A 23700-nucleotide genomic window follows, 5' to 3' on the forward strand; every position below is an offset into this window, starting at 1 on the left:
CGGGCGCTCGGACAAGGATCGGCTCATTTTTGGTTGACGCTGCGAAATCGTCTAGCCTGATCGTCCAGGTTATCCTCGGGTTGACGCAGACGAGACGGAACGACCGCACCCGATGAGACGAGTCCTGCGATATATGGTGATGCTGTTGGGAGCGGCGGTGCTTGCCGCCGCGCTCGGCACGCTGGTGCCGCGTCCGTTCTGGCCGGCGGCACGGGCCGAAGGCGAGGGGACGCGGCACATATTGGTGTTGAAGAACCCGATCCACACCGACATCGCCGTGCCCCTCGACGACGGCGTGCGCCGGCGCTTTGCCTTTCTCGCCGATACCGGCCTGCCGATCGAGGCTCAGGAGGCGCGCTACATCGTCTTCGGCTGGGGCGGCCGCGCCTTCTATCTGGAGACGCCGACCTGGTCGCAATTGAAGACCATGCCGGTGCTGAAGGCGCTTACGCTCGACGCCTCGGTGATGCATGTCGATGCTGCGGGGGCTATTCTTGAGCCGCATCCGGATGTCGCCGGTTTTGACATCGATGAGGAACATTTCTCGGCGCTGCTCGACTATATCGCGGCAAGCTTCCGGCAGGGAGAGGCGGGCGGGCCGATGGCGATTGAAAATGCGGGCTATTCAACTTTCGACCGTTTTTACGAGGCCAACGGCCATTTCAACGCGCTGGTTGGCTGTAATACGTGGACGGGCGCGGGACTGCGCGTTGCAGGCCTTCGCACAGGATGGTGGAACCCTCTGCCGGTCTCGTTGGGTTGGTCGCTGAGCTTGTATAATTAGCAGCGCTTTTGCGAGCGCCTCATTTCTTCGCGCCCTCCTCTGTCCTGCAGGACAGAGGAGCGCTGCGCCGCCAGCATGTCCGGCCGTCGGGCGCGCTACCGCCGCACAACCTCCCGCTCCTCCCACCCATAGAGCCAGTCCAGGTCCGCCGCGAGCTTTTCCGCCGGTCGCGCCGCCAGCACCAGATTGCGTGTGATCGCCACCGGTCCCCAGGCGTGCCAGGCCAGCCGATTGAGCGCTCCGCGTTTCAGCACCTTCTCGACGCGCGGGCGTCTGAGATTTTCCCAGATGGCAAGGCCTCGAGCTGGATCGCCCGGAAAATCGGCGACCAGATTGGCGAGCATCGCAGCATCCTCGATCCCCATGGCCGCGCCTTGCGCCGCGAAGGGCGTCATGGCGTGCGCGGCGTCACCGATCAGTGCTACTCCCTCCGCCATGGTCCAGCGCCGCTGCGCGACCGTGTGGATGGGGAAGGCTGTCCACGGCCCGGCAAGCGCCGCCAGCTCCGCCAGCGCTGCCGCCGTGCCTCGCATGGCAGCCGAAAGAATCGCAGGGTCGGCATGGCCGGACCAGCCTTCAGCAATGCGCTCGCCCTTGGTGAAGGCGGCAAGGTTGACGGCGCTGCCCTTGCTCACCGGATAGGCGACCATGTGGAAGCCGGGATGCAGGAAAGTGGTGACGCTGTCGGTGGCTCCGATTTGCATAAAAGCCTGGCCGGCGACGCTTTCCGCCGGGACCGTCGCGCGCCAGGCGAGTTCGCCCGAAAAGCGGCTTGCCGCAAAGCCGGCCGTCCGGGCAAGCTTGGCGCGAACCGACGACCAGACGCCGTCGGCTGCAACCAGCAAACCGCATGCGACATCCGTCGCCTTGCCGTCGATCTCGACCCTCGCGGTAACGCTTTGCGGGTCGACGGCAAAGCCGGTAACGCGCGCACCGGTGACAAGCGCGATACCGGGCCGTTCCGCCACCGCCGCCATCAGCGCCGCCTGCAGGTCGGCGCGGTGCGCCACGAGATAGGGCGCACCCCAGCGCTTTTCTGCGGTTTCCCCAAGCGGCACGCGCGCCAGCTCTCGCAGGCTCCTTGCGTCCTTCAGCACCACCGCTCGCGGCCGGATCGCGTTGGGCAGCAGGCGATCGAGCACGCTGAGCCGCCGCAGGATCCGGGTCGCGTTGGGGGAAAGCTGAAGGCCGGCACCGGCCGCTTCGAGTTGCCTGGCCTGCTCGAACAGTGTTACCGGGAAGCCACGCTCGGCAAAGGCAAGCGCCGCCACGAGCCCGGCAATGCCAGCCCCGGCGATGACGATCTGCCGGGACCTTATTTCAGTCATGGTTGATCGGGACGATCAGGCGGCCTGGTCGACATAGAGGCAGCCGGCCGGCTGCGTTTCCGTCGCCTTCAGCGACGGTGAATAGCGGTAGAGCGTCGAGCAGTAAGGGCAGACCTTTTCATTGTCGTCGCCCATGTCGAGGAACACATGCGGATGGTCGAAGGGCGGGTTGGCGCCGGTGCACATGAATTCCTTGACGCCGATCTCGATGACCGGATGGCCCGCGTCGTTCTGGAAATGGGGAATGCTGCCGCCTGCCATCGTCGTCTCCAATTGGGTTCGGCCAGTGGGTGTGACCAGTTTGCATCTGGAGCATAACAGGCCAGTTTGCAAGATCGATGAAATCAAACTGTCGCAAAAGGCTGGCAGAGGATAAGTTGAGCCGGTTAAGCGCATGGGGCCGGTGCCGGAGCGATTCCGTGACGATCATGCGTCATAAAGACATGCTAGAGCGTCGTTTAACGGCAGTATGCGGCGCCTCCTGGGAACGGTTGCGGGCAAGAGCAGGAAACCATGAACGAACTGAAGCCTGTGCAGAGCGAGTTCATCACCGTCGAGGCGGCAAGCCCCGACGGCGGCAATCCCGATCGTTTCGTCAACCGCGAATTCTCCTGGCTGCAATTCAACCGCCGCGTGCTGGAGGAATCGCTGAACGAGCATCATCCGCTGCTCGAGCGCGTCCGCTTCCTGTCGATCTCGGCCGCCAATCTCGACGAGTTCTTCATGGTCCGCGTCGCCGGCCTTGCCGGCCAGGTCCGCGAGGGCATCGCGCTGAAGAGCCCGGACGGCCGCACGCCCGAACAGCAGCTGGAACAATTGCTGCGGGAGGTCGAGCGCCTTCAGGAAGACCAGCAGAAGAGCCTCTCGGCGCTGATGACGCTGCTCAACAAGGAAGGCATCGAGAGCATCACCCGCGACGCGCTGACCAAGGATGAGAAGGCCTGGTTGGAGGAGCATTTCCAGGAACAGGTTTTCCCGGTGCTGACGCCGCTGTCGATCGACCCGGCGCATCCGTTTCCGTTCATCCCCAATCTCGGCTTTTCCATCGCCCTGCAATTGCGCCATCGCAAGAATGGCGAGGAGATGAGCGCGCTGCTGCGCCTGCCGGTGGCGCTCAGGCGTTTCATCCGCCTGCCCGACCGCAAGAACCATGTCCGCTTCATTCCGCTGGAGGAAGTGGTCGGCATCTATATCGGCAAGCTTTTCCCCGGCTACGAGGTCAAGGGCTCCGGCACGTTCCGCATCATCCGCGACAGCGACATCGAGGTCGAGGAAGAGTCGGAGGACCTGGTGCGCCTGTTCGAAACGGCGCTGAAGCGGCGCCGCCGCGGCTCGGTGATCCGCATCGAATTCGACACGCTGATGCCGGCCGCGTTGCGGGACTTCGTCGCCGGCGAGCTCGGCGTGTCGTCGAGCCGCATCAGCGTGCTCACCGGCCCGCTGGCGCTCAACCAGATCTCCGAGATCGTCGCCATTCCGCGCGACGACCTCAAATTCACCCCCTACAATCCGCGCTTTCCCGAGCGCATCCGCGAGCATGGCGGCGACTGCTTCGCCGCCATCCGCGAGAAAGACATCGTCGTCCACCACCCCTACGAGTCCTTCGACGTGGTGGTGCAGTTCCTGCGCCAGGCCGCCGCCGACCCGGAAGTGGTGGCGATCAAGCAGACGCTCTACCGCACCTCTAACGACAGCCCGATCGTGCGCGCGCTGATCGACGCCGCCGAGGCCGGTAAGTCGGTCACGGCACTTGTCGAGCTCAAGGCGCGCTTCGACGAGGAAGCCAACATCCGCTGGGCGCGCGACCTCGAGCGCGCCGGTGTGCAGGTCGTGTTCGGCTTCCTGGAGCTGAAGACCCACGCCAAGATGTCTTTGATCGTGCGCCGCGAGGATGGCCGGCTGCGCAACTACGTGCATCTCGGCACCGGCAACTACCACCCGGTTACCGCCCGTATCTACACCGACCTGTCCTTCTTCACCACCGACCCGACGATCGCGCGCGATGTCGCGCAGCTCTTCAATTTCATCACCGGTTATGCCGAGCCCGCCGAGGAGATGCGCCTTGCCGTATCGCCCTTCACGCTGCGCAAGCGCATCCTGAAACACATCTCGGACGAGATCGTTCATGCCCGCGACGGCCGACCGGCGCGCATCTGGATGAAGATGAACGCGCTGGTCGATCCGACCGTCATCGACGCGCTTTACGACGCCAGCCGCGCCGGCGTCGAGGTCGACCTCGTCGTGCGCGGCATCTGTTGTCTGCGGCCGCAGGTGCCGGGTCTTTCCGAGAACATCAGGGTGAAATCGATCGTCGGCCGCTTTCTCGAGCACAGCCGCATCTTCTGCTTCGGCAACGGCCACGGCCTGCCGTCCGACGAGGCGGTCGTCTACATCTCGTCGGCCGACATGATGCCGCGCAATCTCGACCGCCGCGTCGAGACCCTGGTGCCGATCACCAATCCAACTGTGCATGAACAGGTGCTTGGCCAGATCATGCTGGGCAACATCATGGACAACCAGCAAAGTTTCGACGTATTGGCTGACGGCACCTCCCGGCGCGTTGTGCTGGAGGAGGGCGAGGAGCCGTTCAACGCGCAGGAATATTTCATGACCAATCCGAGCCTCTCCGGGCGGGGTGACGCGCTGAAATCGCATGCGCCCAAGCGCATTGCCCAGTTCAAGCGCCGCAAGAAGAACAGCGCCGCGTGACTGCAGTTTCCCAGGGCCGGCTTCAGGACCGGCGGCCGCTGTCGATCATCGACATCGGATCGAACTCGATTCGCCTTGTCGTCTATGAGGGGCTGGCGCGCTCGCCCACGCTCCTGTTCAACGAGAAAATGCTGGCGGGCCTCGGCCGCGGCATCGTTTCGACGGGCAAGCTCGACCCCGAGGCGGTGACGCGCTCGATGGAGGAATTCCGCCGGTTCCGCGCGCTCTCGGACCAGGCGGGCGCCGAGCACATGTATGTGCTGGCGACAGCCGCGGCGCGCGAGGCGGGCAACGGCCCCGATTTCATCCACCGCGCCGAGGACGTGCTGAAGACCGAGATCCGTGTGCTCACCGGCCGCCAGGAGGCCTATTATTCGGCGCTCGGCGTCATTTCCGGCTTTCATCCGGCCAACGGCATCGCCGGCGACCTTGGCGGCGGCAGCCTCGAGCTGATCGATATCAATCGCGAGGCGATCGGCGACGGCATCACGCTGCCGCTTGGCGGCCTGCGCCTGCAGGATATGGCGAAGAACTCGCTTGTCCAGGCGCAGAAGATCGCGCGCCAGGAGCTGGCGCGGGCAAAGCTGCTCAAGGGCGGGCAGGGCAGGGTCTTCTATGCCGTCGGCGGCACCTGGCGAAACCTCGCCAGGCTGCACATGGAAATGACCAACTATCCGCTCGGCGTCATGCATCACTACGAGATTTCGGCCGACAGCGCGCAGACCTTCCTGAAGCAGGTGGCGAGGGGCGAGGTCGAGAAGGTGCGCGGTATCGAGGGCGTTTCCAAGAACCGCCGCTCGCTCTTACCCTACGGCGCCGTCGTGCTGCAGGAGATCATGTCGGCCATGCAGCCGTCGAAGATCGTCGTCTCGGCGCAGGGCGTGCGCGAGGGTTTCCTCTACTCGCTGCTCGACGCCGCCGAGCAGAAGGCCGACCCGCTGATCTCGGCCGCCGAGGAACTGGCGCTATTGCGCTCGCGCTCGGTGCATCACGCACATGATCTGGTCGAATGGACCGGGAAGGCGTTCAAGGCCTTCGGCATTGACGAGACCGAAGACGAGGCGCGCTACCGTCATGCCGCCTGCCTGCTCGCCGATATCGGCTGGCGCGCACACCCTGAATATCGCGGCAGGCAGTCGCTCAACATCATCGCGCATGCCTCCTTCATCGGCGTCGATCATCCCGGCCGCGCCTATCTGGCCCTGGCCAACGCCTATCGCCATGACGGCATCTTCAACGACGGCATCGCTCCCGAGATCAAGGCGTTGGCGCCGCCGCGCCTTCTGGAACGCGCCCGCGTGCTGGCGGCGATGATGCGTGTGGTCTATCTCCTCACAGCGGCAATGCCGGGCGTCATGCCGAGGCTGAAGTGGGAAAGCCGCGGCAACGGAGCGCTCGCGCTGGTGCTGCCGGCCTCGCTTTCCGACCTCTATGGTGAGCGCCCGGCCGGCCGGCTGGCGCAACTGGCGCGTATCACCAACCGCCGCCTGGTGCTCGCGGTCGAGGGCGGGCCGAGCGTCTCGGTGAAGTAACGGATCAAGTGACGTCGGCGCCGAATCCGAAGCCACGCCCGTCCGCCGACCATGCGCCGGCGCCGGCCATGGCCAGCGCCAGAAAGCCGCCGGCAATGGCGATGTCCTTCATCAGCATCTGCTTGTGCATGAAGGCCAGTGTGGCGTCGTCCGCGCCCTGGCCGTAATGGCCGATGAAACCGGCGGCTATGCTGAAGGCGGCAAGCAGCAGCGCCACGATCCGCGTCTGGAAACCGACGAGGACCAACAGCCCGGCGATCAACTCGAACAGGCCTGTGCCCCATGCCGCCAAGGTCGGCAGCGGCAGGCCGAGGCCAGCGAAGTAACTGGTCGTGCCGGCGATATTGGTGAGCGCCTGGAAGCCCGACGGTACGAACAGCGCGGCAAGAAGGAGCCGCGAGACCAGAAGCAGTGCGTTGCGGGCCATGGGCCAACTCCTTGCCGTCTGCCGATGCAGTCTACGCCTGCAATTGGAAAAACGAAAAAGCGGCGCGGAAAATTCCGCGCCGCTTCCATTGGCAGTCTGAGAGGAAAAAATTAGCCGCGCTTGGCGTCGATCGAGTAAGCGCCGGCCCCGGAAGAGGCGAGCAGGATGAAGCCGCCGGTGATGGCGAGGTTCTTGAGGAACTGGATCATTTGCATCTGGTCGGCCCAGCCGGTGTGCGCGACCAGCCCGGTAGCGATCGTGAAGATGGCGAGCACCCAGGCGGCGATCCGGGTCTGGAAGCCGACGAGAATGGCAAGGCCGCCCAGCAGCTCGATCAGGCCGACCAGGACGGCGGTTACGGTTGGCATCGGCAGGCCGAGAGCGCCGAAATAGCCGGCAGTACCGGAAATCGCGGTGAGCTTGCCGAAGCCGGAAAGCAGGAAGATGACGGCGAGCAGAATGCGGCCCAGGAGGATCGTGGTGGAACTGTTGGACGCGGTGCCGGCGACGGAAGAGTTGATGGACATGGCGGTTCTCCGAACGGGGTTGAATAGTCCGTCAGATAGACGACAGTGACTGTTCACCAAAGCCGCCTATGTGGCGACACATTGTTCACAGGATGCATGTTTTCGGGATTGGCGGTCGCGCGCAAAAATCGTGTCGCGGGATTGGGCTATCCTGGTAAATTCTGCTGCCGCAAAACGGGCCGTCGGTCCGAAGTTTGCGAGCGCTGGCTTCGGAGATTTGCCGAGACGCTCATGATGTCGTCATCCACGGGCGGAGCAAGGAGCGAAGCGACGCGCGCAGACCCGAGGATCCATGCCGTGACCTCAAAGTAGCCGCAAGCAGCGGAGGATCTGCGCCGCTATGTCCTTCGACTGAAGTAACGGCATGGATTCCAGGGTCTTCGCGACGCCGCTTCGCGGCTGCTTCGCCCTGGAATGACGACATCGCGAGGCTGCAGCAGCCTATAACAGCCTCGCTCCGCGTCGCGAAAACTACCCCGGATGCGTCATGTCCTCCGGCCGCACCAGCCGATCGTAATCGGCTTCGCTGACCAGCCCGGTGGCCAAGGCCTCCTCGCGCAAGGTCGTGCCGTTCTTGTGCGCGGTCTTGGCGATCTTGGCGGCGTTGTCGTAGCCGATAGTCGGCGCCAACGCCGTCACCAGCATCAGAGAGCGCTCGAGCGCGGCCTTGATGTTGTCCTCGCGCGCCTCGATGCCGACCACGCAATTGTCGGTGAAGGAGACGGAAGCATCGGCCAGCAGCTGCACCGACTGCAGGAAGTTGTAGGCCATCAGCGGGTTGTAGACGTTGAGCTCGAAATGGCCCTGGCTGCCGGCGAAGGCAAGTGCAGCATTGTTGCCGAACACCTGCACGCAGACCTGCGTCAGCGCCTCGCACTGGGTCGGGTTGACCTTGCCGGGCATAATCGAGGAGCCCGGCTCGTTTTCCGGCAGCGAGAGCTCGCCGAGACCCGACCGCGGGCCGGAGCCGAGCAGGCGGATGTCGTTGGCGATCTTGAACAGCGCCGCGGCCGCCGCGTTGATCGCACCATGCGAGAACACCATGGAATCGTGCGCCGCCAGCGCCTCGAACTTGTTCGGCGCGGTGACGAAGGCGATGCCGGTGATGGCGGCGATGCGGTCCGCCACCTTTTCCGCGAAGCCGACCGGCGCGTTGAGGCCCGTGCCGACGGCGGTGCCGCCTTGGGCCAGTTCCTGCAGGCCGGGCAGCGTCAGCTCGATGCGCTTGATCGACGAGGCGACCTGCGCGGCATAGCCGGAAAATTCCTGGCCGAGCGTCAGCGGCGTGGCGTCCTGCGTGTGCGTGCGGCCGATCTTGATGATGTGGTTGAAGGCGCGGGCCTTGGCGTCGAGCGCCTTGTGCAAATGGTGCAGGGCAGGGATCAGGTGATGCGCGACCCGCTCGGCGCAGGCGATATGCATGGCCGTCGGATAGGTGTCGTTGGACGACTGGCTCATATTGACGTGGTCGTTCGGATGCACCGGCTTCTTCGAGCCCATGACGCCGCCGAGCATCTCGATCGCCCGGTTGGAGATCACCTCGTTGGCATTCATGTTGGACTGCGTGCCCGAGCCCGTCTGCCAGACCACCAGCGGAAAGTGCTCGTCGAGCTTGCCGTCGATCACTTCCTGCGCTGCTTCCACGATCGCTTTGCCGATGACCGGATCGAGCCGTTTCATCTCCATGTTCACTTCGGCCGCGGCGCGCTTGACGATGCCGAGCGCGCGCACGATCGAAGCCGGCTGTTTTTCCCAGCCGATCTTGAAATTGCCCAGCGAACGCTGCGCCTGCGCGCCCCAATAGCGGTCGGCCGCCACCTCTATGGGGCCGAACGTATCGGTTTCGGTTCTGGTCTTTTCAGCGCTCACGGCAAGTCTCCGATCTGTCGATTTGGGCAACGGCGTATCGCGTTGCACAAAGGGCATCAAGCGGAGATTGCGGGCGGGAAAGATGCAAATCGGTTGAAGGGAAGCTCACCCCATCGGCGGCCCGACAATGTCGATGCCGTTCTCGGCGCACAGTCTCGTCAGCGCCTCAATCATCTCCGGCGTCGGCGCTGCCGCCGGCGGCAGTTCGGCTCGCTCCGCAGGGCGACTAGCCTTGCGCACCATCGTCTCGAAATCCGAACCGCGCGTGACGGTGAGCGTATGGGCGCCTTCGAGAGACTCGACCTTGTAAGTGTGCGGCAGGCCTTTCGGAGCGAGCACCGTTTCGCCGGCGCCGGCAAGCCGCTCGCGGCCGTCGACGACAAAACGTATCCGGCCTTCGAGGATATGAAACACCTCGTCCTCATTGCGGTGCACGTGCAGCGGCGCGGAATCGCCGTAGGGCTGGCGGTGCTCGATGATGCAGATGCCGTCCTCGCCGTCGGCTGACGAAACCTGGATGGCAACGAGCGTGTTGTTGAACCAGAGGAGTTCCTTGCCTGCGATCGTCGTGTTGATCATTGTCATCATTGCTCTCCCTTGTTGAGTGCCGACAAAGCGGCTTCGACGGCGACCTAAGCAGGACGAGCCGGTGATGGAAATCGAATGATCGTATGGGGCGGATTGATGCGATGAATTTGAACGCGCTCGACCTCAATCTGGTGAGGGTGCTCGACGCGCTGCTGCGCGAGAAGAGCGTGACGCGCGCCGGCGAGCAGATCGGCCTCAGCCAGCCGGCTGTGAGCGCCGCGCTCAACCGCCTGCGCCATGCGCTCAACGACCAGCTCTTCGTGCGCCGCGGCCATGACATGGTGCCGACGCCTCGCGCCGAAAGCCTGGCGGAACCGGTGCGCGCGGCGCTACGCGAGATCGAGCGCGCCTTTCAGCCGGCGACCGATTTCGATCCGGCAAGGCTGGAACGGACCTTCACCTTCATGGGCGCGGATTTCTTCTCAATGCTCCTTATGCCGCCCTTCGCCGCGCGCATTGCGGCAGTGGCGCCCGGCGTATCGTTCCGTTTCCTCGACAGCGCCATCGGCGATGTCTCGAAGCTGTTGCAGGACGATCGGATCGACCTTGCGCTGGAGCGCCCGCTGGAGGTCGCGGAGTGGGTCTCAAGCGTGGCGCTGTTCGGCTCGCCCTTCGCCATTGTCGCGGCGAAGGACAATGCGGCGCTCGGCCAGGCCGGCATCGCCGAGGGCGAAGAGGTGCCACTCGACCTGTTCTGCGCGCTGCCGCATGCGCTGCGCTCCATCGATGGATCGATGTCGGGCTTCACCGACGATGCGCTGGGCAGGATGGGCCGGGCGCGTCGCGTCATGCTTGCTTTGCCGCACTTCCAGGCCGTCGCGCTGGCCGTGGCGAACGGGCCTTATCTGGCTGCGGTTCCAACGCAGTTCGCTGTAGCGGCGGCAAAATCCCTGCCGATCGGCATCTATCGGGCGCCGATCCCGATACCGTCGCCGGCGGTGAGAATGTACTGGCACGCCCGCCGCGACGACGAGCCACCGCATCGCTGGATCCGCGAGCAGATACTCGATGAGGTGGGAACGCTCGGCTTCAAGGACTGGGACGGCCCCGCTGGTGCTCTCCCGGCAGTATAGCCGCCGTTGGAGCGAGAATGCAGCGCCGAGCAACGCGGGCGGTCAAGCGCGGGAGCGATCGCCTGTATGAACCTTATCCGGCCGAGGCTAACCCGACCGGCGCGGGTTGGCGCAGGCCCAGCCGGCCCGCGACGAAATCCTTGACCTGGCGCACGGCCTGTTCGCGCGTGACGCTGCCCGGCTGCAGGCCGAGCCTGAGCCACAGCCCGTCGATCAAAGCGGTGACGCCGAGCACGATTTCTTCGGCCAGTTCGGGCGCAGCGAGGCCGCGCAGGCCGGACAAGAGGTTCGAGCGCATGCGCGCGTGGATGACTTTCTGGATGCGCGCCAGCTTCTCGTCGCGCGGCACCTCGGCGCAGAGCGACAGCCAAGCGTGGCAAAGCGGCGGCAGGAACAAATGCTCCTCGAAATTGCCTTCGATCACGGCGTCCAGCCGTTCCGTCGGCGTTCGCGCCCGCTGAAGCCGGGCGACGACGGCGTGACAGAGCACGGCATTGGCCTCGCGCATGGCGTGCTCGAACAGCTCCTGCTTGTTGCGGAAATAATGCAGCACGATGCCCTTCGAGGCGCCGGCCTGGGCCGCGACCTTTTCCAGCGTCGCGCCGGCGATGCCTTCGCGCTCAAGCACCGCGAAGGCCGCCTGCCGCAGTTCCTTGCGGCGAATGTCGCTGAGACGCGTGAGTTTCACCGGACCGATCCATGCATGGCGAATCCACGTTGACATTTTCGCCCGTCCAGATCAATGATTGACCAACGGGACAATAAAATGACCATCAGGTCAAAAAAAGGATCGAAAGAGGAGAACTGGAATGTTGCGCATGCTTGCGAGAGGTGTCTGTGTCGCAGCGCTAATGGCGGCTTCCCAGGCGGCTGGAGCTGCCGAAGCCGAAGGCTGCAAAGCGGTTCGCATGGCCGAACCCGGCTGGAACGATCTCGCCTTCACCACCGGTGTGGCCAAGGTGCTGCTCCAGGCGCTCGGCTACGAGCCGCAAAGCGAGGTGCTTGGCATCAACGTCATCTATGAAGGGATGAAGAACAAAGACCTCGACCTGTTCCTCGGCTACTGGGATCCGGCGATGGTCACCTACTACGAGCCCTACAAGAAGGACGGTTCGATCGAAAATGTGCGCGTCAATCTGGTCGGCGCCAAATACACCTTCGCCGTGCCGGCTTATGTCTGGGACGCCGGCGTCAAGGACCTGTCGGACCTGCATAAATTCGCCGACAAGTTCGGCAAGAAGATGTACGGCATCGAGCCCGGATCCAACCAGCTCATGATGGATGCCATTGCCGATCCGCAATATGGTCTGGATGGCTGGCAAGTGGTGGAGTCGAGCGAAGCCGGCATGCTCTCGGAGGTCGGCTACGAGATCAAGGAGAAGCAGTTCATCGTCTTCCAGGGTTGGGCGCCGCACCCGATGAACACGATGTACGACTTCAAGTACCTGACCGGCGGCGACAAGTTCTTCGGCCCGAATTTCGGCGCCGCCACCGTGACCACCCAGGTGCGCAAGGGTTTCCTGGAGGAATGCCCCAACGTCGCGCAGTTCCTGAAGAACCTTGCCTTCGACATCGACATGGAAAATGTCGGTATGGGCTATCTCATCAATGACGGCATGAAGCCGGAGGATGGGGCGCTGAAGTCGATCACCCTGCACAAGGATCGGCTCGATGCGTGGCTCGCCGGCGTCACCACCTTTGACGGCAAGCCCGGCCTTGCCGCGGTCAAGGAAAAGCTCGGACTGTGAGGCCGTCAGCCTTGGAACTGACGGATCAGGAGGCCGAGCAGGCGTCTTGGGCCGCGTGCAAGCGGACCGTCGATATCGGCGGTCTCGACCTTGCCTATGTCGAGATCCCCGGTTCGGAGCCGCCGCTTGTCCTGGTGCACGGCTTCACCGACACCAGCCGCAGCTTCTCGCTGCTGGCGCCGCATCTTCCCGGCCGCCGGCTTATCATGCCGGACCTGCGTGGCCACGGCGGCTCGCAGGCTGGCGAGGGCTGCGGCGTCGCCGATTTCGCCGACGACATTGCCAGGCTGATCCGGCGCCTGCGGCTCGACCGGCCGGTCGTCGTCGGCCATTCACTGGGTGGCATGGTGTCGATCGCGCTGGCCGCACGGCATCCGGAACTGGTCGGCGGGCTGGTGATCCTGGCAAGCGCGCTGATGCCCGGTTTCGAACAGGATCACCAACTGATCGATGAAGTCGCCGCGTTGCGCGATCCGATCTCGCCGGTCGATCCCTTCTATGATTGGTGGCATGCCTGCCGGCCGGGCGTGCCGCGGGCTTTTCTCGCCGGCCTGGCGAAAGACGCGTCCGCGATTCCCGCAGCGCGCTGGCGCGCCATTCTCGAAGAAGTCCGTGGCACCGATCTGACCGCCGCGGCGCGCGCCGTGCAGGCCCCGACGCTGATCATCGCAGGCGGGCGCGATCCGCTTTTTGGCGAAGTGCATCAGCGGGCGATGGCAGGGGCGCTGGCCGGATCGCGCCTGGTGTGGGCACAGGATTGCGGCCACAACCCGCATTGGGAAGATCCGGCCTTTGTCGCCGAGGCAATAGCCGGCATGTTGCCGGCAGCGTGACTATCGCAACAGCGACCGGGCCGTGGGCGTCAGGCGCAACGTCTCGGTCGGCTTCGTCGAAACAGCTTGCAGGGTTTCGCGAACCACCTGCCATTCCGGCGAAGCGGCGAGAGCGGCCTGATGGCCCGCGTGGGCATCGCCATCGTCGAAACCGGTAATGGCGATGAAGACATTTTCGCCGGCCCGCACGGGCAGCCGAGGAAATGTGTTTTCGGAACGCTCGCTGACGAAGGCGCCACGCAGCCGGGCGCCGTTTGCCGCAAGCAACGGAACGGCCTCAGCCTGGAAGCGTTCGGCAAAGCCGGCCTCGGCACCTGGCCGCAAATGGTGAATCGATATCTCAACAAAGCCGGGCAACCGGCTCCCATTGCTCATGGTTTCGGCCTCGGTGGCTGTCGGCCGCTGCAACCCTGACAGGTCGAACCCCGCGCCCCGCCAAGCCGGTTTGAGCAGCAACACGTCGTCGGAATCGATCATCGTCGCATTGGCGGCATCGCGATGCGCTGCCCACACCGGGCCGCCATAGAAGGCGCTCAGCGCGTCCTTTCTCGTTTCCATGTCCTCAAAACCGCGCAGCCAGACGAACATGTCGGGGCGGTCGAGATCGCGGAACTGTCCGATGACGGTCATGCCCGTCGCTTCCTGCGTTTCGACGAGCTCCCGCTCGAACAGCGCGATCAGCGTTTCGCGCTGTCCGGGCTTCAGCGTGTATTGCCGAAGCTCGACGACGGGCGAAGCAAGGCGGGAAGATCGGTTCATGGCCAGAATCTCAAACAGGGTGATCGTCCTGTTTATAAACAGACCGGTTGTCCTGTTTTGTCAATCTGCTATCTTGCTTTCCCCTTCTCCCCTTGTGGGAGAAGGTGGATCGGCGCGCAGCGCCGAGACGGATGAGGGGTGCTCCAGCGGAGTGAGACGCTGGCTTCCCTTATCCGCCTTCGCTTCGCTCAGGTATCTTCTCCAACAAGCGGAGAAGGGGGAGAGATCGCCATGGCCCCGCGCAAAAAGCGCACCAACGATCCGGAAGGCATGCGCCGGCGCGTCCTCGACGTGGCGGAAGGCGCCTTCCAGGCGCGCGGCTATCACGCCTCGAGCCTTGGCGATCTGATGGCGGCGGCCGGCGTCACCGGCGGCGCGCTGCACCACCATTTCCCGACCAAGAAGGCGCTGGCGCTCGCAGTGATCGAGGAACGAGTGGCGGCGGCGGTCCAGGAGACCTGGATCGACCCGATGCTGGCGGCGTCATCGGCCCGCGAAGGCGTGCGGGCCGTGTTCGAGGCGGTGGCTGCGGAGCTAGAGCGACAGGGCTATGTCCGCGGCTGCCCGCTCAACAATCTGGCGCATGAACTGTCGCTGGCCGACGACAAGTTTCGCCTGGCGCTTGCCAAGATTTTCGCCGGCTGGCGGAGGGCGATCGCCGACAAGATCCGAGCCGACCAGCAGGACGGCGGGGAGGGTGGGACCGATCCCGACCGCTTCGCCGCGCTTGCAGTGGCTGCTTATTCCGGCGCCATGTCGATGGCCAAGACATCGCAGGATGCGGGGGTGTTGCGCGAGTGTTTGAGGGGGCTGGAAAGCGTGCATCCGTCTTCGGGCGGATTGGCAACGAGACGACGCCGCAGGGTGCTGTTGCGATAAATGCTGTCAGGACAGAGGGAGGCGGTCCGAGGTTGTTTAATCGGGTGACGATGAATCGCTCTTCGCCAGCAACCGTTTCGCGCCGCGTCTTCATCGCCGGAGGTCTCGCTGCTGCCGGCGCGCTGCCTCGCGTCGCCTTCGGCCAGACCGGCAGGCGCATCCAGCCGATCGACGCCACTTTCCTCTTCATCGCCGATATTCATGCCTGCCGCATGGCGAACGGGCTCAGTCCCAACTGCCTGCAGGAAGGCAAGACCGATGCAGCACTTCTGCGCAACGTCGCGGCCTTGAACGCGATTGCCGACAAGAAGTGGCCGGCCGAAATCGACGGCGTTGCCACTGGCCTGCATTCGGCCGGCACCCGCATCGGCACGCCGCTCGGCCTCGTCACCGGCGGCGATATCACCGACGATGGCGGCGGCCAGGTCACCGAGCCTAGCGAAGGCACGCAGCTTCTGCAGTTCTCCAAGCGCTATCAGGAAGGTGTCGGGCCGGACCGGATCCACATCCCGGTCTATGTCGGACTCGGCAATCATGATCTCGACCAGAACGGCTCGCCGCCGCACGTCGATTGGTATCGCCGCGAATTGCGCGATTATGTCGAGGTCAACCATCGTCCCGGCGTGTTCTTCAAGCCGCCGGTGCCCGCTACCGAATACGACGTCGATACCGACTGCTATTCCTGGGACTGGGGCGGCCTGCATCTCGTCCAGATGCACCGCTTCGCCGGCGATACCGGCCATGGCGCGCCAAGCAGCCTGCCTTGGCTGAAGCAGGACCTCGCCACTTATGCCGGCGACGGCCGGCCGGTCATCCTGTTCCAGCATTATGGCTGGGATTCTTTCTCTACGGAGCGCTGGGATCCGGTGAAACGCACCTATGATGACGATGGCTCCGGCCGCCCGCATTGGTGGGGCGAGGCCGACCGCCAGGCGCTGCTGGCCGCGATCAAGGGCTACAATGTGATTGCCGTCTTCCACGGCCACCAGCACGAAGTGCCGATGATCTACCAGCGTGACGGGCTCGACATCATCAAGCCGAAGGCGGCCTATATGGGCGGCTTCGCGCTGGCCAGGGTCACTGCCGGCAACATGGATGCGGTGTTGGGCGAGGCGGCCGGTGACCATGGCGAGATCGTCTTCACTAACGCTTTCGCCAAGCAATTCCAGACATGAAAAGGCCGCCTCCCGGCGGCCTCTTGCCTATCTCGCCATCAAGACGGCCTCACAACGCTTTGCGAACCTTCTCCTTCACGTCGCCATAAGCCTTCTGCATCTTGCCGGCGATCTTGTCGGCGGCGCCTTCAGCCTGGGTCCGCTAGTTGCCGGTGGCCTTGCCGGCCGTTTGCTTGACTGAGCCCTTCATCTGCTTGGCGATACCGGCGACCTGATCCCTGTTCACCATGCGCGCATCTCCTGGGTCTGGAAGGGAAACTGGACACGAGAACCGCATCCGGGTCTGACAACGTGCCGGATCCGTTTGGGTTCCAGGCCGCGGCGATCTCTCTCTCGGTGCGGTTGCATCGGATAACGCAATCCGGTTAGGGTCTGCCGCGGCTGCGGAGAGGGCAGTCCTGGGGGAAACGAGTTTGCGTCTTCGTGTGGCCTTTGTCGCAGTTCTGGTGGCCGTCGCCGACGATGTCGGGCCGATCAACGTGCTGAGCACAGAAGTCGGCCACCCGTCGCCCACCTACATTCCCGTCGCCGATGTCGATCCGGCGGTGCAGACGAAGCTCAACGAGATCCCGACCAGGCTGCGGCTGCCGATCGATCAGGTAGATCTCGCGATCGAGGCCGGCCGTAAGGCGATCGAGGTCAACCCCGACATAAAGGCGGCGGTCGCCGCGATCCAGGCCCGCGCCGGCGTCAGGCCGGCGGCGATCATGACGGCCGCAGCGAATTGACATCATCAGGAGACGGTCTTGGCGGAGTTCACCCTCTATATCGGCAACAAGTGCTTTTCCTCATGGTCGCTGCGGCCATGGGTGGCGATGAAGCACCTGGATATCCCTTTTGAGGAAGGCTTCGTGCGGCTGCGCACGCCCGAGACGGCGGCCAACCTCGCCAGGTGTCGCCGACCGGCCTCGTGCCGGTCTTGAATCACAATGGAAGGATTGTCTGGGAAACGCTTGCCATCCTTGAATATCTGGCCGATCTCTATCCGGAAAAAAGGCTCTGGCCGACCGATCTCGGCGCCCGTCAACTGGCGCGCTCGGTGGCGACGGAAATGCATTCGGGCTTCCGCGAGGTCCGCTACGGCTGGCCGATGAACCTGCGCCGGCCGAAATCCCATAAGCCGCTCGATGCCGAGGGGGAGGCGCAGCGGGCGAGGATCGAAGCGATCTGGCGCCAGTGCCGCGAGCAATATGGCGAGGGCGGGCCGTTCCTGTTCGGCCATTTCACCGCGGCCGATGCCATGTATGCGCCGGTGGTGACGCGCTTCGACACCTATGGCGGCGAACTGGCGCCCGTCACCCGCGCCTATGTCGACGCGGTCTTGGCGACGCCCGCGATGCGGCACTGGTATGCGGAAGCCGCCAGGGAGCCCTGGCCGGAGCCCGGCCCGCACGAACAGGATTGAGCCCGGGGTCGGCTCGGCAAATTGCGTCGACTGCTCTGATGGGGTCTTCAAGCCCCGGCGGCGCGGCCTATGTGAAGGGGCGGGCCGGGCTCCTGGAGATTTCTCATGACAACCGCAAATTCACCACTCACGGGCAAGGTCGCGCTCGTCACCGGCGCTTCGTCCGGCATCGGCGAGGCCACCGCCGCGGTCCTTGCCGCGGCCGGCGCGAAAGTCGCGGTCGCCGCCCGTCGTGCCGATCGCCTCGAAGCATTGGTTGCGCGCATCGAACAGGCCGATGGCGTCGCGCTCGCCATTGAAGCCGACATCGCCAAGCCCGGCGACATCACCGCGATGGTCGACAAGGTCGTATCCGAATGGGGGCGGCTCGATATCCTCGTCAACAATGCCGGCGTCATGCTGCTTGCTCCTGCGGCCGAAGCCGATCTAGACGACTGGCGCCAGATGATCGAGCTCAACCTTATCGGTCTGATGGCGACCACCAAGGCGGCGCTGCCGCACCTGAAGACTTCAAAGGGTCACATCGTCAACGTCTCCTCGGTCGCCGGCCGGGTCGCAAATCCCGGCGCCAGCGGCTATGCGGCGACAAAGTTCGGGGTGGTGGCTTTTTCGGAATCGCTGCGCCGCGAGGTCTATGCCGACAAGGTGCGCGTCACCGTCGTCGAGCCGGGCCTTGTGCGTACCGAACTCGGCGATCATATCACCAACGTGCAATCCAAGGCCGGACTCGAACACCGTCTCGCCACGATGGAAGCGCTGACCGCGGAAGACATTGCGAACGCGATTTTCTATGCTGTCAGCCAGCCGCCAAGGGTCAATGTCAACGAGATACTTATCCGTCCGACCGATCAGGAGCGGTGAACAACAGAAAACGCCTCTCGCGCTTGTTACGGCGCGGGAGGCGCTTTTGCCGTCAACCGTTCTCGATTGCTCGTGAATTGCTGACGGCTTGAGTGAAAACGGCCCGCCACGACATTGGTTCCGCAGCCGACGAATTTTTTGCCCTTTTTGCGGATAGCCCCAACGCCCGCCGCGATGTGATAAGGATGCTGCGAGGCTAGGGATGCGGACGTCCGCAATTTAATCCGACACCAATGTTGCTTTGTGCGCGGTCATGGCCGAAAGACGCTCTGCCATTTCGGCATCAACCTGCGGGCAGGAGAAGATTTTGACCGCTAGCTCGAATGAATCATGTGGGCAGGCTTTGCCGAAACCGGCAGGCACACGCTGATGGCCGCCAAACGCGTGCCATCAACGCCGATCGCCGCCGATGCGACCATCGCCGATATGATCGACACCCTTGACAAGCCGATCGAATATGTTCGCCGAGTGCTGGAAAGGCTCGAACGCTGCAAGCGCGCGCATGGCGATGCCCAGGTGCGCGTTGGCGTGCGCGGCCGCGCCGAAGCCCCGAACTATCTGATTGAGTATGTGCGGGAAGACGCCAGGACCCATCAACGCACCAGCTATCAGGATGCCGCCTACAGCGGCAGCACGCATCGTGAGCTGGCGCCGCACCACATCGAGGACGCCAGGAACTGGTCGCCCGAGGAAATGAACATCACGGCGGTCTCGGCGCTGATCGGCCGCTTGCGCAATCCGAATGCGCCATCATCGCGCTTTTCTGACGAGGACTGACATGGCCATAAAATTCTCCGCCAAGGACCAGCCGGCAGCTCCGCCCGCCGCGGCCAAGCCAGCCAAGCCGGCGGCAAAGCCGGATGCGCCCGCAGAGGTTGCGACCGATCTGTTCAAGTCGCCGGCCGAAGCGCCGGCGCGCAAGGCCAGGAAGAAGTAGCGCCCTTGCCGCAGGACGGCGGTCGCACAGCCGGGCCGCTCGGCCTGCTCGGTCAGTCCTCTGTGTCTGTCGACGAGGATGGCGGCGCGGTCGCCGTCTTCGACTGTCAGAGCTGCGGCGCCTGCTGCTCCTACTCGGCGGACTGGCCGCGTTTTTCGACCGAGGAGGATGAGCAGCTCGACCGCATCCCGGCCGAGTTGGTAGCGGCCGACCAGTCCGGCATGCGTTGCGAGGGCGGCCGATGCTCGGCGCTCACCGGCGAGGTGGGCAAGCACACGGCCTGCGGCATCTACGAGCTGCGCCCCGACGTCTGCCGAGCCTGCATGCCCGGCGGCGGCGACTGCCTGATGGCGAGGGCGGCGCATGGGCTGGCGGTCAGCTAGTTTCCTTACCCCCGCATCGCGGGGGCGAGGAAAAGCGCCCCGCTTGCCCTGTTACACGCCTCCCGGTACCTTCCGGCCGGGCAGGGCAGCGGAGGAAATCCATGAGCATTGAATTCCTGTTGACGTCGTTGATCATCGTGGCTTCGCCCGGCACCGGCGTCATTTACACGCTTGGCGCCGGCCTCTCGCGCGGCGCGCGCGCCTCAATTGTCGCGGCCTTCGCCTGCACGCTTGGCATCATCCCACATATGGCGGCCGCCATTACCGGCCTGGCTGCAGTGCTGCACACAAGCGCCATCGCCTTCGAGACGCTGAAATATCTCGGTGTCGCCTATCTGCTCTACATGGCCTGGAACACATTGAAGGAAAAAGGCGGCCTCAGCATCGACGAGGACGCCGCGCCGCGCTCGACCGCCAGAACGATCACCTCGGGCATCCTGATCAACATCCTGAACCCGAAACTGTCGATCTTCTTCTTTGCCTTCCTGCCGCAATTCGTCAGCACCACCGAGCCGCACGCGCTGTCCAAGATACTGGAGCTCTCCGGCGTCTTCATGCTGATGACGTTCATCGTCTTCGCCGTCTACGGCGTCTTCGCGGCATCGGTGCGCAGCCACATCGTGTCGCGGCCGAAGGTGTTGACATGGATGCGCCGCAGCTTTGCCGCCGCGTTCGTCATGCTCGGCGCGAAGCTGGCGCTTGCCGATCGGTAGCCTTTGGCGCCAGCCCTCTACATAGCCCATGTCGCCTCGGGGGAGCTTTGGGCTAATGAGGCTCGAGAGATCCAGAAATCCGAGGAAGGCCGGAAATCCGAGCAAGAAAGGCGGTCGCAATGACGCTTGAGTGCATCAATCCCCAGGATCTGCCCAAGCCTGACACATACAGCCAAGTCGTCGTGGCGAAGGGCACCAGGCTGATATTTATCGCCGGCCAGGAACCTGAAGACTTAAACGGCAAGCTTGTCGGCGAAGGTGATTTCACGGCTCAAACGCGCGAGGTGTTCGCCAATCTCGGTCGGGCGATTGCCGCCGCAGGCGCCCGTCCCAACGACGTGGCCAAGATCATGATCTACGTCGTCGACTATCGGCTCGATGACCATTACCCGATCATCGATGCCGCCCGCGTGGCTCTGTTCGGGGACCACAAGCCGGCCAACGTCGTGTTGGGAGTGGCCAGCCTGTCGCCTGGATATCTGATCGAGGTCGATGCGGTTGCGGTGGTCGACGGCTAGCCTTTCACATAGCCCATCGCCTCGACGATTTGCCCATCGGCGACACGCATCAGGTTGACGCCGCGCAGCGAACTGCCGTCGGCCATCCAGAAGCGCCAGCGGATCGTGGCGCGGTCGCCGGCGACGAACGTCTCTTCGATGTCGAAGCGGGTACCGGGTCCGGTAGCGATCGCCGACCACAATTCGACGCAGGCCGCCTTGCCGGTGCGGCGGGCGCCGTCGGGCGCCGGCGTGGTGTTCTCGATCACGCAGTCCTGCGCCACCAGTTCGTCCAGTGCCGAAGGGTCGTGGCGCTGGAAGACGTCGTTGTAGCGCCGCATGATTTCCGCCGTTTCGGCGGAGCGTTTGGCCGCGGCGATGTCGATGATGTGTTCATGGGTCATTTGATCTTCTCCTGTCGTTTCATTGAGCTACGAGGCTCGCCTTGAGCGTGATGGTGGCGACGCCGGCCAGCGCGCGCGAGACGAGACAGGCCGCCTTGGCCTTTTGCGCCAGCCGCTCGAAATCCTCGGCCGATATGCCGGCGATGCGCGCCTGAGTTTCAAGCTCGATGCGGGTGATCGTCGGCCCGGCCGTGGTCGCGCCGAGATGCACCTTGGCGATGGTGTGGATGCTCTCGGCCGTGTGGCCTTCGGCGCCGAGCATGGCGGTAAGCGCCATCGAAAAGCAGCCGGCATGGGCGGCCGCAATCAGCTCTTCCGGATTGGTGCCTGGGCCGTTCTCGAAGCGCGACGGGAAGGAATAGGCGCCTTCGAAAACGCCGCTGCCCAGCCGCAGCCGGCCGGATCCTTCCTTGAGCGTTCCTTGCCATTGGGCGGAGGCTTCGCGGATTGTCATGGCTGATCTCCTATCTGGTTTTGCGGAAAAGCGGCGATCACGCGCCGTCGATGACGACCTTGCCGAAGACGTCGCCCAGCTGGAAATGGCGGTAAGCCTCGCGCGCCTCGGCGAACGGGAAGACCTTGTCGATGATCGGTCTCAGCCGGTGCGTGGCGACCGCGGCAAGCATCGTCTCGAGCCCGTTGCGGCTGCCGACAAAGAGACGGGCGATGGTAACCAGGCTGCGCTGATAGACGGCGCCCGGAATCTCGACCGACTTGCCGTTGCGGTCCTGCACGGTGAGCAGCACGATGCGCCCGTGAAGCGTGCTGGCGATCAGCGAATGCGCAAAAGTCGCCGGGCCGCCGGTTTCGACGACCAGGTCGATGCCGCCGGTCGCCTCGCGCAGCTTCATGCCCCATTCCGGTGTCTCGGCTGCGGCGACGACGAGGTCGGCGCCGAGCGCCCGCAGCCTGTCGGTCTTCTCCGCCCGCGAGGTGACAGCGGCCACACGGCAGCCCATGAGCTTGGCGAACTGCAAGGCAAACAGCGCAACACCACCTGAGCCAATGGTGAGAACCCATTGCCCCGGCTTCGGAATCTCCGCGTGCGTCAGCGCGCTCCAGGCGGTCAGCCCGGCGCAGGTGAAGGTCGCAGCCTCCTGCCAGGAAAGATGGTCCGGCAGTCGCACCGCCCATTGCTCGTCAAGCAGCGCATATTCGCTCAGCACGCCGTCCAGTGTGCAGCCGAGCTGGTCGATCACGCCCGGATGGATGCGGCCGTCGATCCAGCGCGCGAAATAGCTGCCGGTGATGCGGTCGCCGACGGCAAAGCGAGTGACGCCGTCGCCGGCGGCCACGACTTCGCCGGCACCGTCGCTCAGCGGCACGATGCCCGCGCGGGGTGCCAAAGGATAGGTGCCGTTGAGGATCATCGTGTCGCGGCGGTTAAGCGAGGCGGCGCGCACTCGTACCAGGATCTGGTTTGCACCCGGCTTGGGCAGCGCTTCCTTGTGCATGACCAGTCCCCCGATGTCGTCGAAATCCTCGAGCCGGTAAGTCCGCATTTTTGCCTCCGGTATATGTAGACCGATTTACATATTATGTAGACCGATTGTCATATTCAGTGCAAGTTCTATAATGCGCGCTCCTGACAAAGGTTGACATTTTGAGAGGTCGACGTGGCGACTGACACACGCACCCGCATGATCGAGGCGACGGCGCTGCTCATCCGCAAGCGAGGCTATCACGGCACGTCGCTGAACGACATTCTAAGCGCCAGCGCAGCACCGCGCGGCTCGCTCTATTTCCATTTCCCGGGCGGCAAGGACCAACTGGTCGTCGAGGTGACGCGCGCCAGTGTCGCCGACGTGACGGAGCGGCTGGGCGCCGCGCTGTTGGAGGAAAGCGATCCCGCCGTTGCCGTTCACCACATCTATCAGTCGGTGGCCCGCATGCTGGAAGAGAACGAATTCTCGCTCGGCTGTCCGGTCGCGCCGGTGGTGCTCGACGCGCCGAACGACGTGCCGGACCTGGTTGAAATCTGCCGCTCGGCCTTCGAGCAGTGGATCGGACTGCTGCGCCAGGCATTCGTCAGGGCAGGGGTGCCGGAGCGGCGCGCGCAGGCGCTGGCTCTGCTGGTCGAATCCTCGCTGGAAGGTCTGATGGTGATCGCCCGCGCCACCCGCGACCGTACCCCGGTCCAGGCGGTTGCCGACGAGGTCGCTGCGCTGGTCGAGCAGGCGGTGCTTGCCGGAAAGGCAGCACGGCAGGCGGAGAGTGCCGCCTGAGGACTCGGATTTGATCTCCAAATGCAAAACAAAAAGGGCGCCTT

The 23700-nt window shown here is 64.3% G+C and carries 27 protein-coding genes and 2 pseudogenes; 17 read left to right on the forward strand and 12 right to left on the reverse strand.

Going from position 1 to position 23700, the window contains the following annotated elements; genetic code table 11:
- Nucleotides 1–112 precede the first annotated feature (112 nt).
- The gene (locus LB535_RS11485) at nucleotides 113–784 is read left to right on the forward strand and encodes a TIGR02117 family protein (RefSeq protein WP_224632234.1); all 672 of its coding nucleotides are present in this window, start codon (nucleotides 113–115) and stop codon (nucleotides 782–784) included.
- A 95-nt stretch (nucleotides 785–879) separates the two neighbouring features.
- Here the strand turns inward: LB535_RS11485 and LB535_RS11490 are convergent, their stop codons facing one another.
- Nucleotides 880–2112: an FAD-dependent monooxygenase gene (locus LB535_RS11490; RefSeq protein ID WP_224632235.1), complete on the reverse strand. Its 1233-nt coding sequence runs from the start codon at nucleotides 2110–2112 to the stop codon at nucleotides 880–882.
- 15 nt (nucleotides 2113–2127) lie between these two features.
- Nucleotides 2128–2373 carry a zinc-finger domain-containing protein gene (locus tag LB535_RS11495; protein ID WP_027169907.1) on the reverse strand — a complete coding sequence of 82 codons (246 nt, stop codon included), beginning with the start codon at nucleotides 2371–2373 and terminating at the stop codon, nucleotides 2128–2130.
- A 252-nt stretch (nucleotides 2374–2625) separates the two neighbouring features.
- Between LB535_RS11495 and LB535_RS11500 the strand changes: the two genes are divergently transcribed.
- Entirely contained in the window at nucleotides 2626–4821 is a 2196-nt protein-coding gene (locus LB535_RS11500) for an RNA degradosome polyphosphate kinase (RefSeq protein ID WP_224632236.1), read from the forward strand.
- Nucleotides 4818–6353, forward strand: a complete 1536-nt coding sequence (ppx, locus tag LB535_RS11505) for an exopolyphosphatase (protein ID WP_224632237.1) — start codon at nucleotides 4818–4820, stop codon at nucleotides 6351–6353. Before LB535_RS11500 ends, ppx begins: the two co-directional genes overlap by 4 nt.
- A gap of 4 nt (nucleotides 6354–6357) precedes the next feature.
- Here the strand turns inward: ppx and LB535_RS11510 are convergent, their stop codons facing one another.
- From LB535_RS11510 to LB535_RS11525, 4 genes are all read right to left on the reverse strand, one after another.
- Nucleotides 6358–6780: a DoxX family protein gene (locus LB535_RS11510; RefSeq protein WP_224632238.1), complete on the reverse strand. Its 423-nt coding sequence runs from the start codon at nucleotides 6778–6780 to the stop codon at nucleotides 6358–6360.
- Between the two features lie 110 nt (nucleotides 6781–6890).
- Entirely contained in the window at nucleotides 6891–7307 is a 417-nt protein-coding gene (locus tag LB535_RS11515) for a DoxX family protein (protein ID WP_224610611.1), read from the reverse strand.
- Nucleotides 7308–7778: 471 nt separating this feature from the next.
- Nucleotides 7779–9176: a class II fumarate hydratase gene (fumC, locus tag LB535_RS11520; protein ID WP_224632239.1), complete on the reverse strand. Its 1398-nt coding sequence runs from the start codon at nucleotides 9174–9176 to the stop codon at nucleotides 7779–7781.
- 105 nt (nucleotides 9177–9281) lie between these two features.
- Entirely contained in the window at nucleotides 9282–9764 is a 483-nt protein-coding gene (locus LB535_RS11525) for a cupin domain-containing protein (RefSeq protein ID WP_318012286.1), read from the reverse strand.
- 101 nt (nucleotides 9765–9865) lie between these two features.
- Here LB535_RS11525 and LB535_RS11530 point away from each other — a divergent pair, with 101 nt between their 5' ends.
- Complete coding sequence (locus LB535_RS11530; RefSeq protein ID WP_224632240.1) at nucleotides 9866–10837, forward strand: LysR family transcriptional regulator; 972 nt, start codon at nucleotides 9866–9868, stop codon at nucleotides 10835–10837.
- 73 nt (nucleotides 10838–10910) lie between these two features.
- Here the strand turns inward: LB535_RS11530 and betI are convergent, their stop codons facing one another.
- Nucleotides 10911–11561, reverse strand: a complete 651-nt coding sequence (gene betI / locus LB535_RS11535) for a choline-responsive transcriptional repressor BetI (RefSeq protein WP_224632241.1) — start codon at nucleotides 11559–11561, stop codon at nucleotides 10911–10913.
- An 85-nt stretch (nucleotides 11562–11646) separates the two neighbouring features.
- On the opposite strand from betI, the gene choX reads away from it, so the two are divergent.
- Nucleotides 11647–12585: a choline ABC transporter substrate-binding protein gene (gene choX / locus LB535_RS11540; protein ID WP_224632242.1), complete on the forward strand. Its 939-nt coding sequence runs from the start codon at nucleotides 11647–11649 to the stop codon at nucleotides 12583–12585.
- Nucleotides 12586–12596: 11 nt separating this feature from the next.
- Nucleotides 12597–13418: an alpha/beta fold hydrolase gene (locus LB535_RS11545; protein WP_224632243.1), complete on the forward strand. Its 822-nt coding sequence runs from the start codon at nucleotides 12597–12599 to the stop codon at nucleotides 13416–13418.
- Here the strand turns inward: LB535_RS11545 and LB535_RS11550 are convergent, their stop codons facing one another.
- Nucleotides 13419–14177 carry an NIPSNAP family protein gene (locus tag LB535_RS11550; protein ID WP_224632244.1) on the reverse strand — a complete coding sequence of 253 codons (759 nt, stop codon included), beginning with the start codon at nucleotides 14175–14177 and terminating at the stop codon, nucleotides 13419–13421.
- 231 nt (nucleotides 14178–14408) lie between these two features.
- Here LB535_RS11550 and LB535_RS11555 point away from each other — a divergent pair, with 231 nt between their 5' ends.
- Together LB535_RS11555 and LB535_RS11560 are read left to right on the forward strand one after the other, a co-directional pair.
- Entirely contained in the window at nucleotides 14409–15056 is a 648-nt protein-coding gene (locus LB535_RS11555) for a TetR/AcrR family transcriptional regulator (protein ID WP_224632245.1), read from the forward strand.
- Nucleotides 15057–15106: 50 nt separating this feature from the next.
- Nucleotides 15107–16231, forward strand: coding sequence for a metallophosphoesterase (locus LB535_RS11560; RefSeq protein ID WP_224632246.1), 1125 nt, complete (start codon nucleotides 15107–15109; stop codon nucleotides 16229–16231).
- A gap of 49 nt (nucleotides 16232–16280) precedes the next feature.
- On the opposite strand, the pseudogene LB535_RS11565 reads toward LB535_RS11560, so the two are convergent.
- A pseudogene (locus LB535_RS11565) lies at nucleotides 16281–16460 on the reverse strand (CsbD family protein).
- 184 nt (nucleotides 16461–16644) lie between these two features.
- Here LB535_RS11565 and LB535_RS11570 point away from each other — a divergent pair.
- The 8 genes and pseudogenes from LB535_RS11570 (at nucleotide 16645) to LB535_RS11605 (ending at nucleotide 21048) form a co-directional block, all read left to right on the forward strand.
- Complete coding sequence (locus tag LB535_RS11570) at nucleotides 16645–16959, forward strand: hypothetical protein (protein WP_224531035.1); 315 nt, start codon at nucleotides 16645–16647, stop codon at nucleotides 16957–16959.
- Nucleotides 16960–16977: 18 nt separating this feature from the next.
- Nucleotides 16978–17636 (forward strand): annotated as a pseudogene (locus LB535_RS11575) (glutathione S-transferase family protein).
- A gap of 105 nt (nucleotides 17637–17741) precedes the next feature.
- Entirely contained in the window at nucleotides 17742–18497 is a 756-nt protein-coding gene (locus tag LB535_RS11580) for an SDR family NAD(P)-dependent oxidoreductase (RefSeq protein WP_224632247.1), read from the forward strand.
- A 369-nt stretch (nucleotides 18498–18866) separates the two neighbouring features.
- Nucleotides 18867–19274: a hypothetical protein gene (locus LB535_RS11585; protein WP_318012064.1), complete on the forward strand. Its 408-nt coding sequence runs from the start codon at nucleotides 18867–18869 to the stop codon at nucleotides 19272–19274.
- 1 nt (nucleotide 19275) lies between these two features.
- Entirely contained in the window at nucleotides 19276–19434 is a 159-nt protein-coding gene (locus LB535_RS11590; RefSeq protein ID WP_224632248.1) for a hypothetical protein, read from the forward strand.
- Nucleotides 19435–19478: 44 nt separating this feature from the next.
- The gene (locus tag LB535_RS11595; RefSeq protein WP_095768507.1) at nucleotides 19479–19817 is read left to right on the forward strand and encodes a YkgJ family cysteine cluster protein; all 339 of its coding nucleotides are present in this window, start codon (nucleotides 19479–19481) and stop codon (nucleotides 19815–19817) included.
- Nucleotides 19818–19918: 101 nt separating this feature from the next.
- Nucleotides 19919–20530, forward strand: a complete 612-nt coding sequence (locus tag LB535_RS11600; RefSeq protein WP_224632249.1) for a LysE family translocator — start codon at nucleotides 19919–19921, stop codon at nucleotides 20528–20530.
- A 119-nt stretch (nucleotides 20531–20649) separates the two neighbouring features.
- On the forward strand, nucleotides 20650–21048 hold the full coding sequence (locus LB535_RS11605) for a RidA family protein (protein WP_224632250.1): 399 nt from the start codon (nucleotides 20650–20652) through the stop codon (nucleotides 21046–21048).
- On the opposite strand, the gene LB535_RS11610 is transcribed toward LB535_RS11605, so the two are convergent.
- Genes LB535_RS11610 through LB535_RS11620 form a run of 3 tightly spaced genes read right to left on the reverse strand, consistent with a single transcriptional unit; the run spans nucleotide 21045 to nucleotide 22933 of the window.
- Complete coding sequence (locus LB535_RS11610; RefSeq protein ID WP_224632251.1) at nucleotides 21045–21431, reverse strand: nuclear transport factor 2 family protein; 387 nt, start codon at nucleotides 21429–21431, stop codon at nucleotides 21045–21047. The genes LB535_RS11605 and LB535_RS11610 overlap by 4 nt on opposite strands.
- A gap of 19 nt (nucleotides 21432–21450) precedes the next feature.
- Nucleotides 21451–21885 (reverse strand): OsmC family protein, encoded by a 435-nt coding sequence (locus LB535_RS11615; RefSeq protein ID WP_224632252.1) that lies wholly within the window; start codon nucleotides 21883–21885, stop codon nucleotides 21451–21453.
- A gap of 37 nt (nucleotides 21886–21922) precedes the next feature.
- Nucleotides 21923–22933: a zinc-dependent alcohol dehydrogenase family protein gene (locus tag LB535_RS11620; RefSeq protein WP_224632253.1), complete on the reverse strand. Its 1011-nt coding sequence runs from the start codon at nucleotides 22931–22933 to the stop codon at nucleotides 21923–21925.
- Between the two features lie 114 nt (nucleotides 22934–23047).
- Here LB535_RS11620 and LB535_RS11625 point away from each other — a divergent pair, with 114 nt between their 5' ends.
- Nucleotides 23048–23656 (forward strand): TetR/AcrR family transcriptional regulator, encoded by a 609-nt coding sequence (locus tag LB535_RS11625; RefSeq protein ID WP_224632254.1) that lies wholly within the window; start codon nucleotides 23048–23050, stop codon nucleotides 23654–23656.
- Nucleotides 23657–23700: the final 44 nt, after the last annotated feature.

Source organism: Mesorhizobium sp. CA10, assembly GCF_020165285.1.
In the GTDB taxonomy this organism is placed as follows: domain Bacteria; phylum Pseudomonadota; class Alphaproteobacteria; order Rhizobiales; family Rhizobiaceae; genus Mesorhizobium.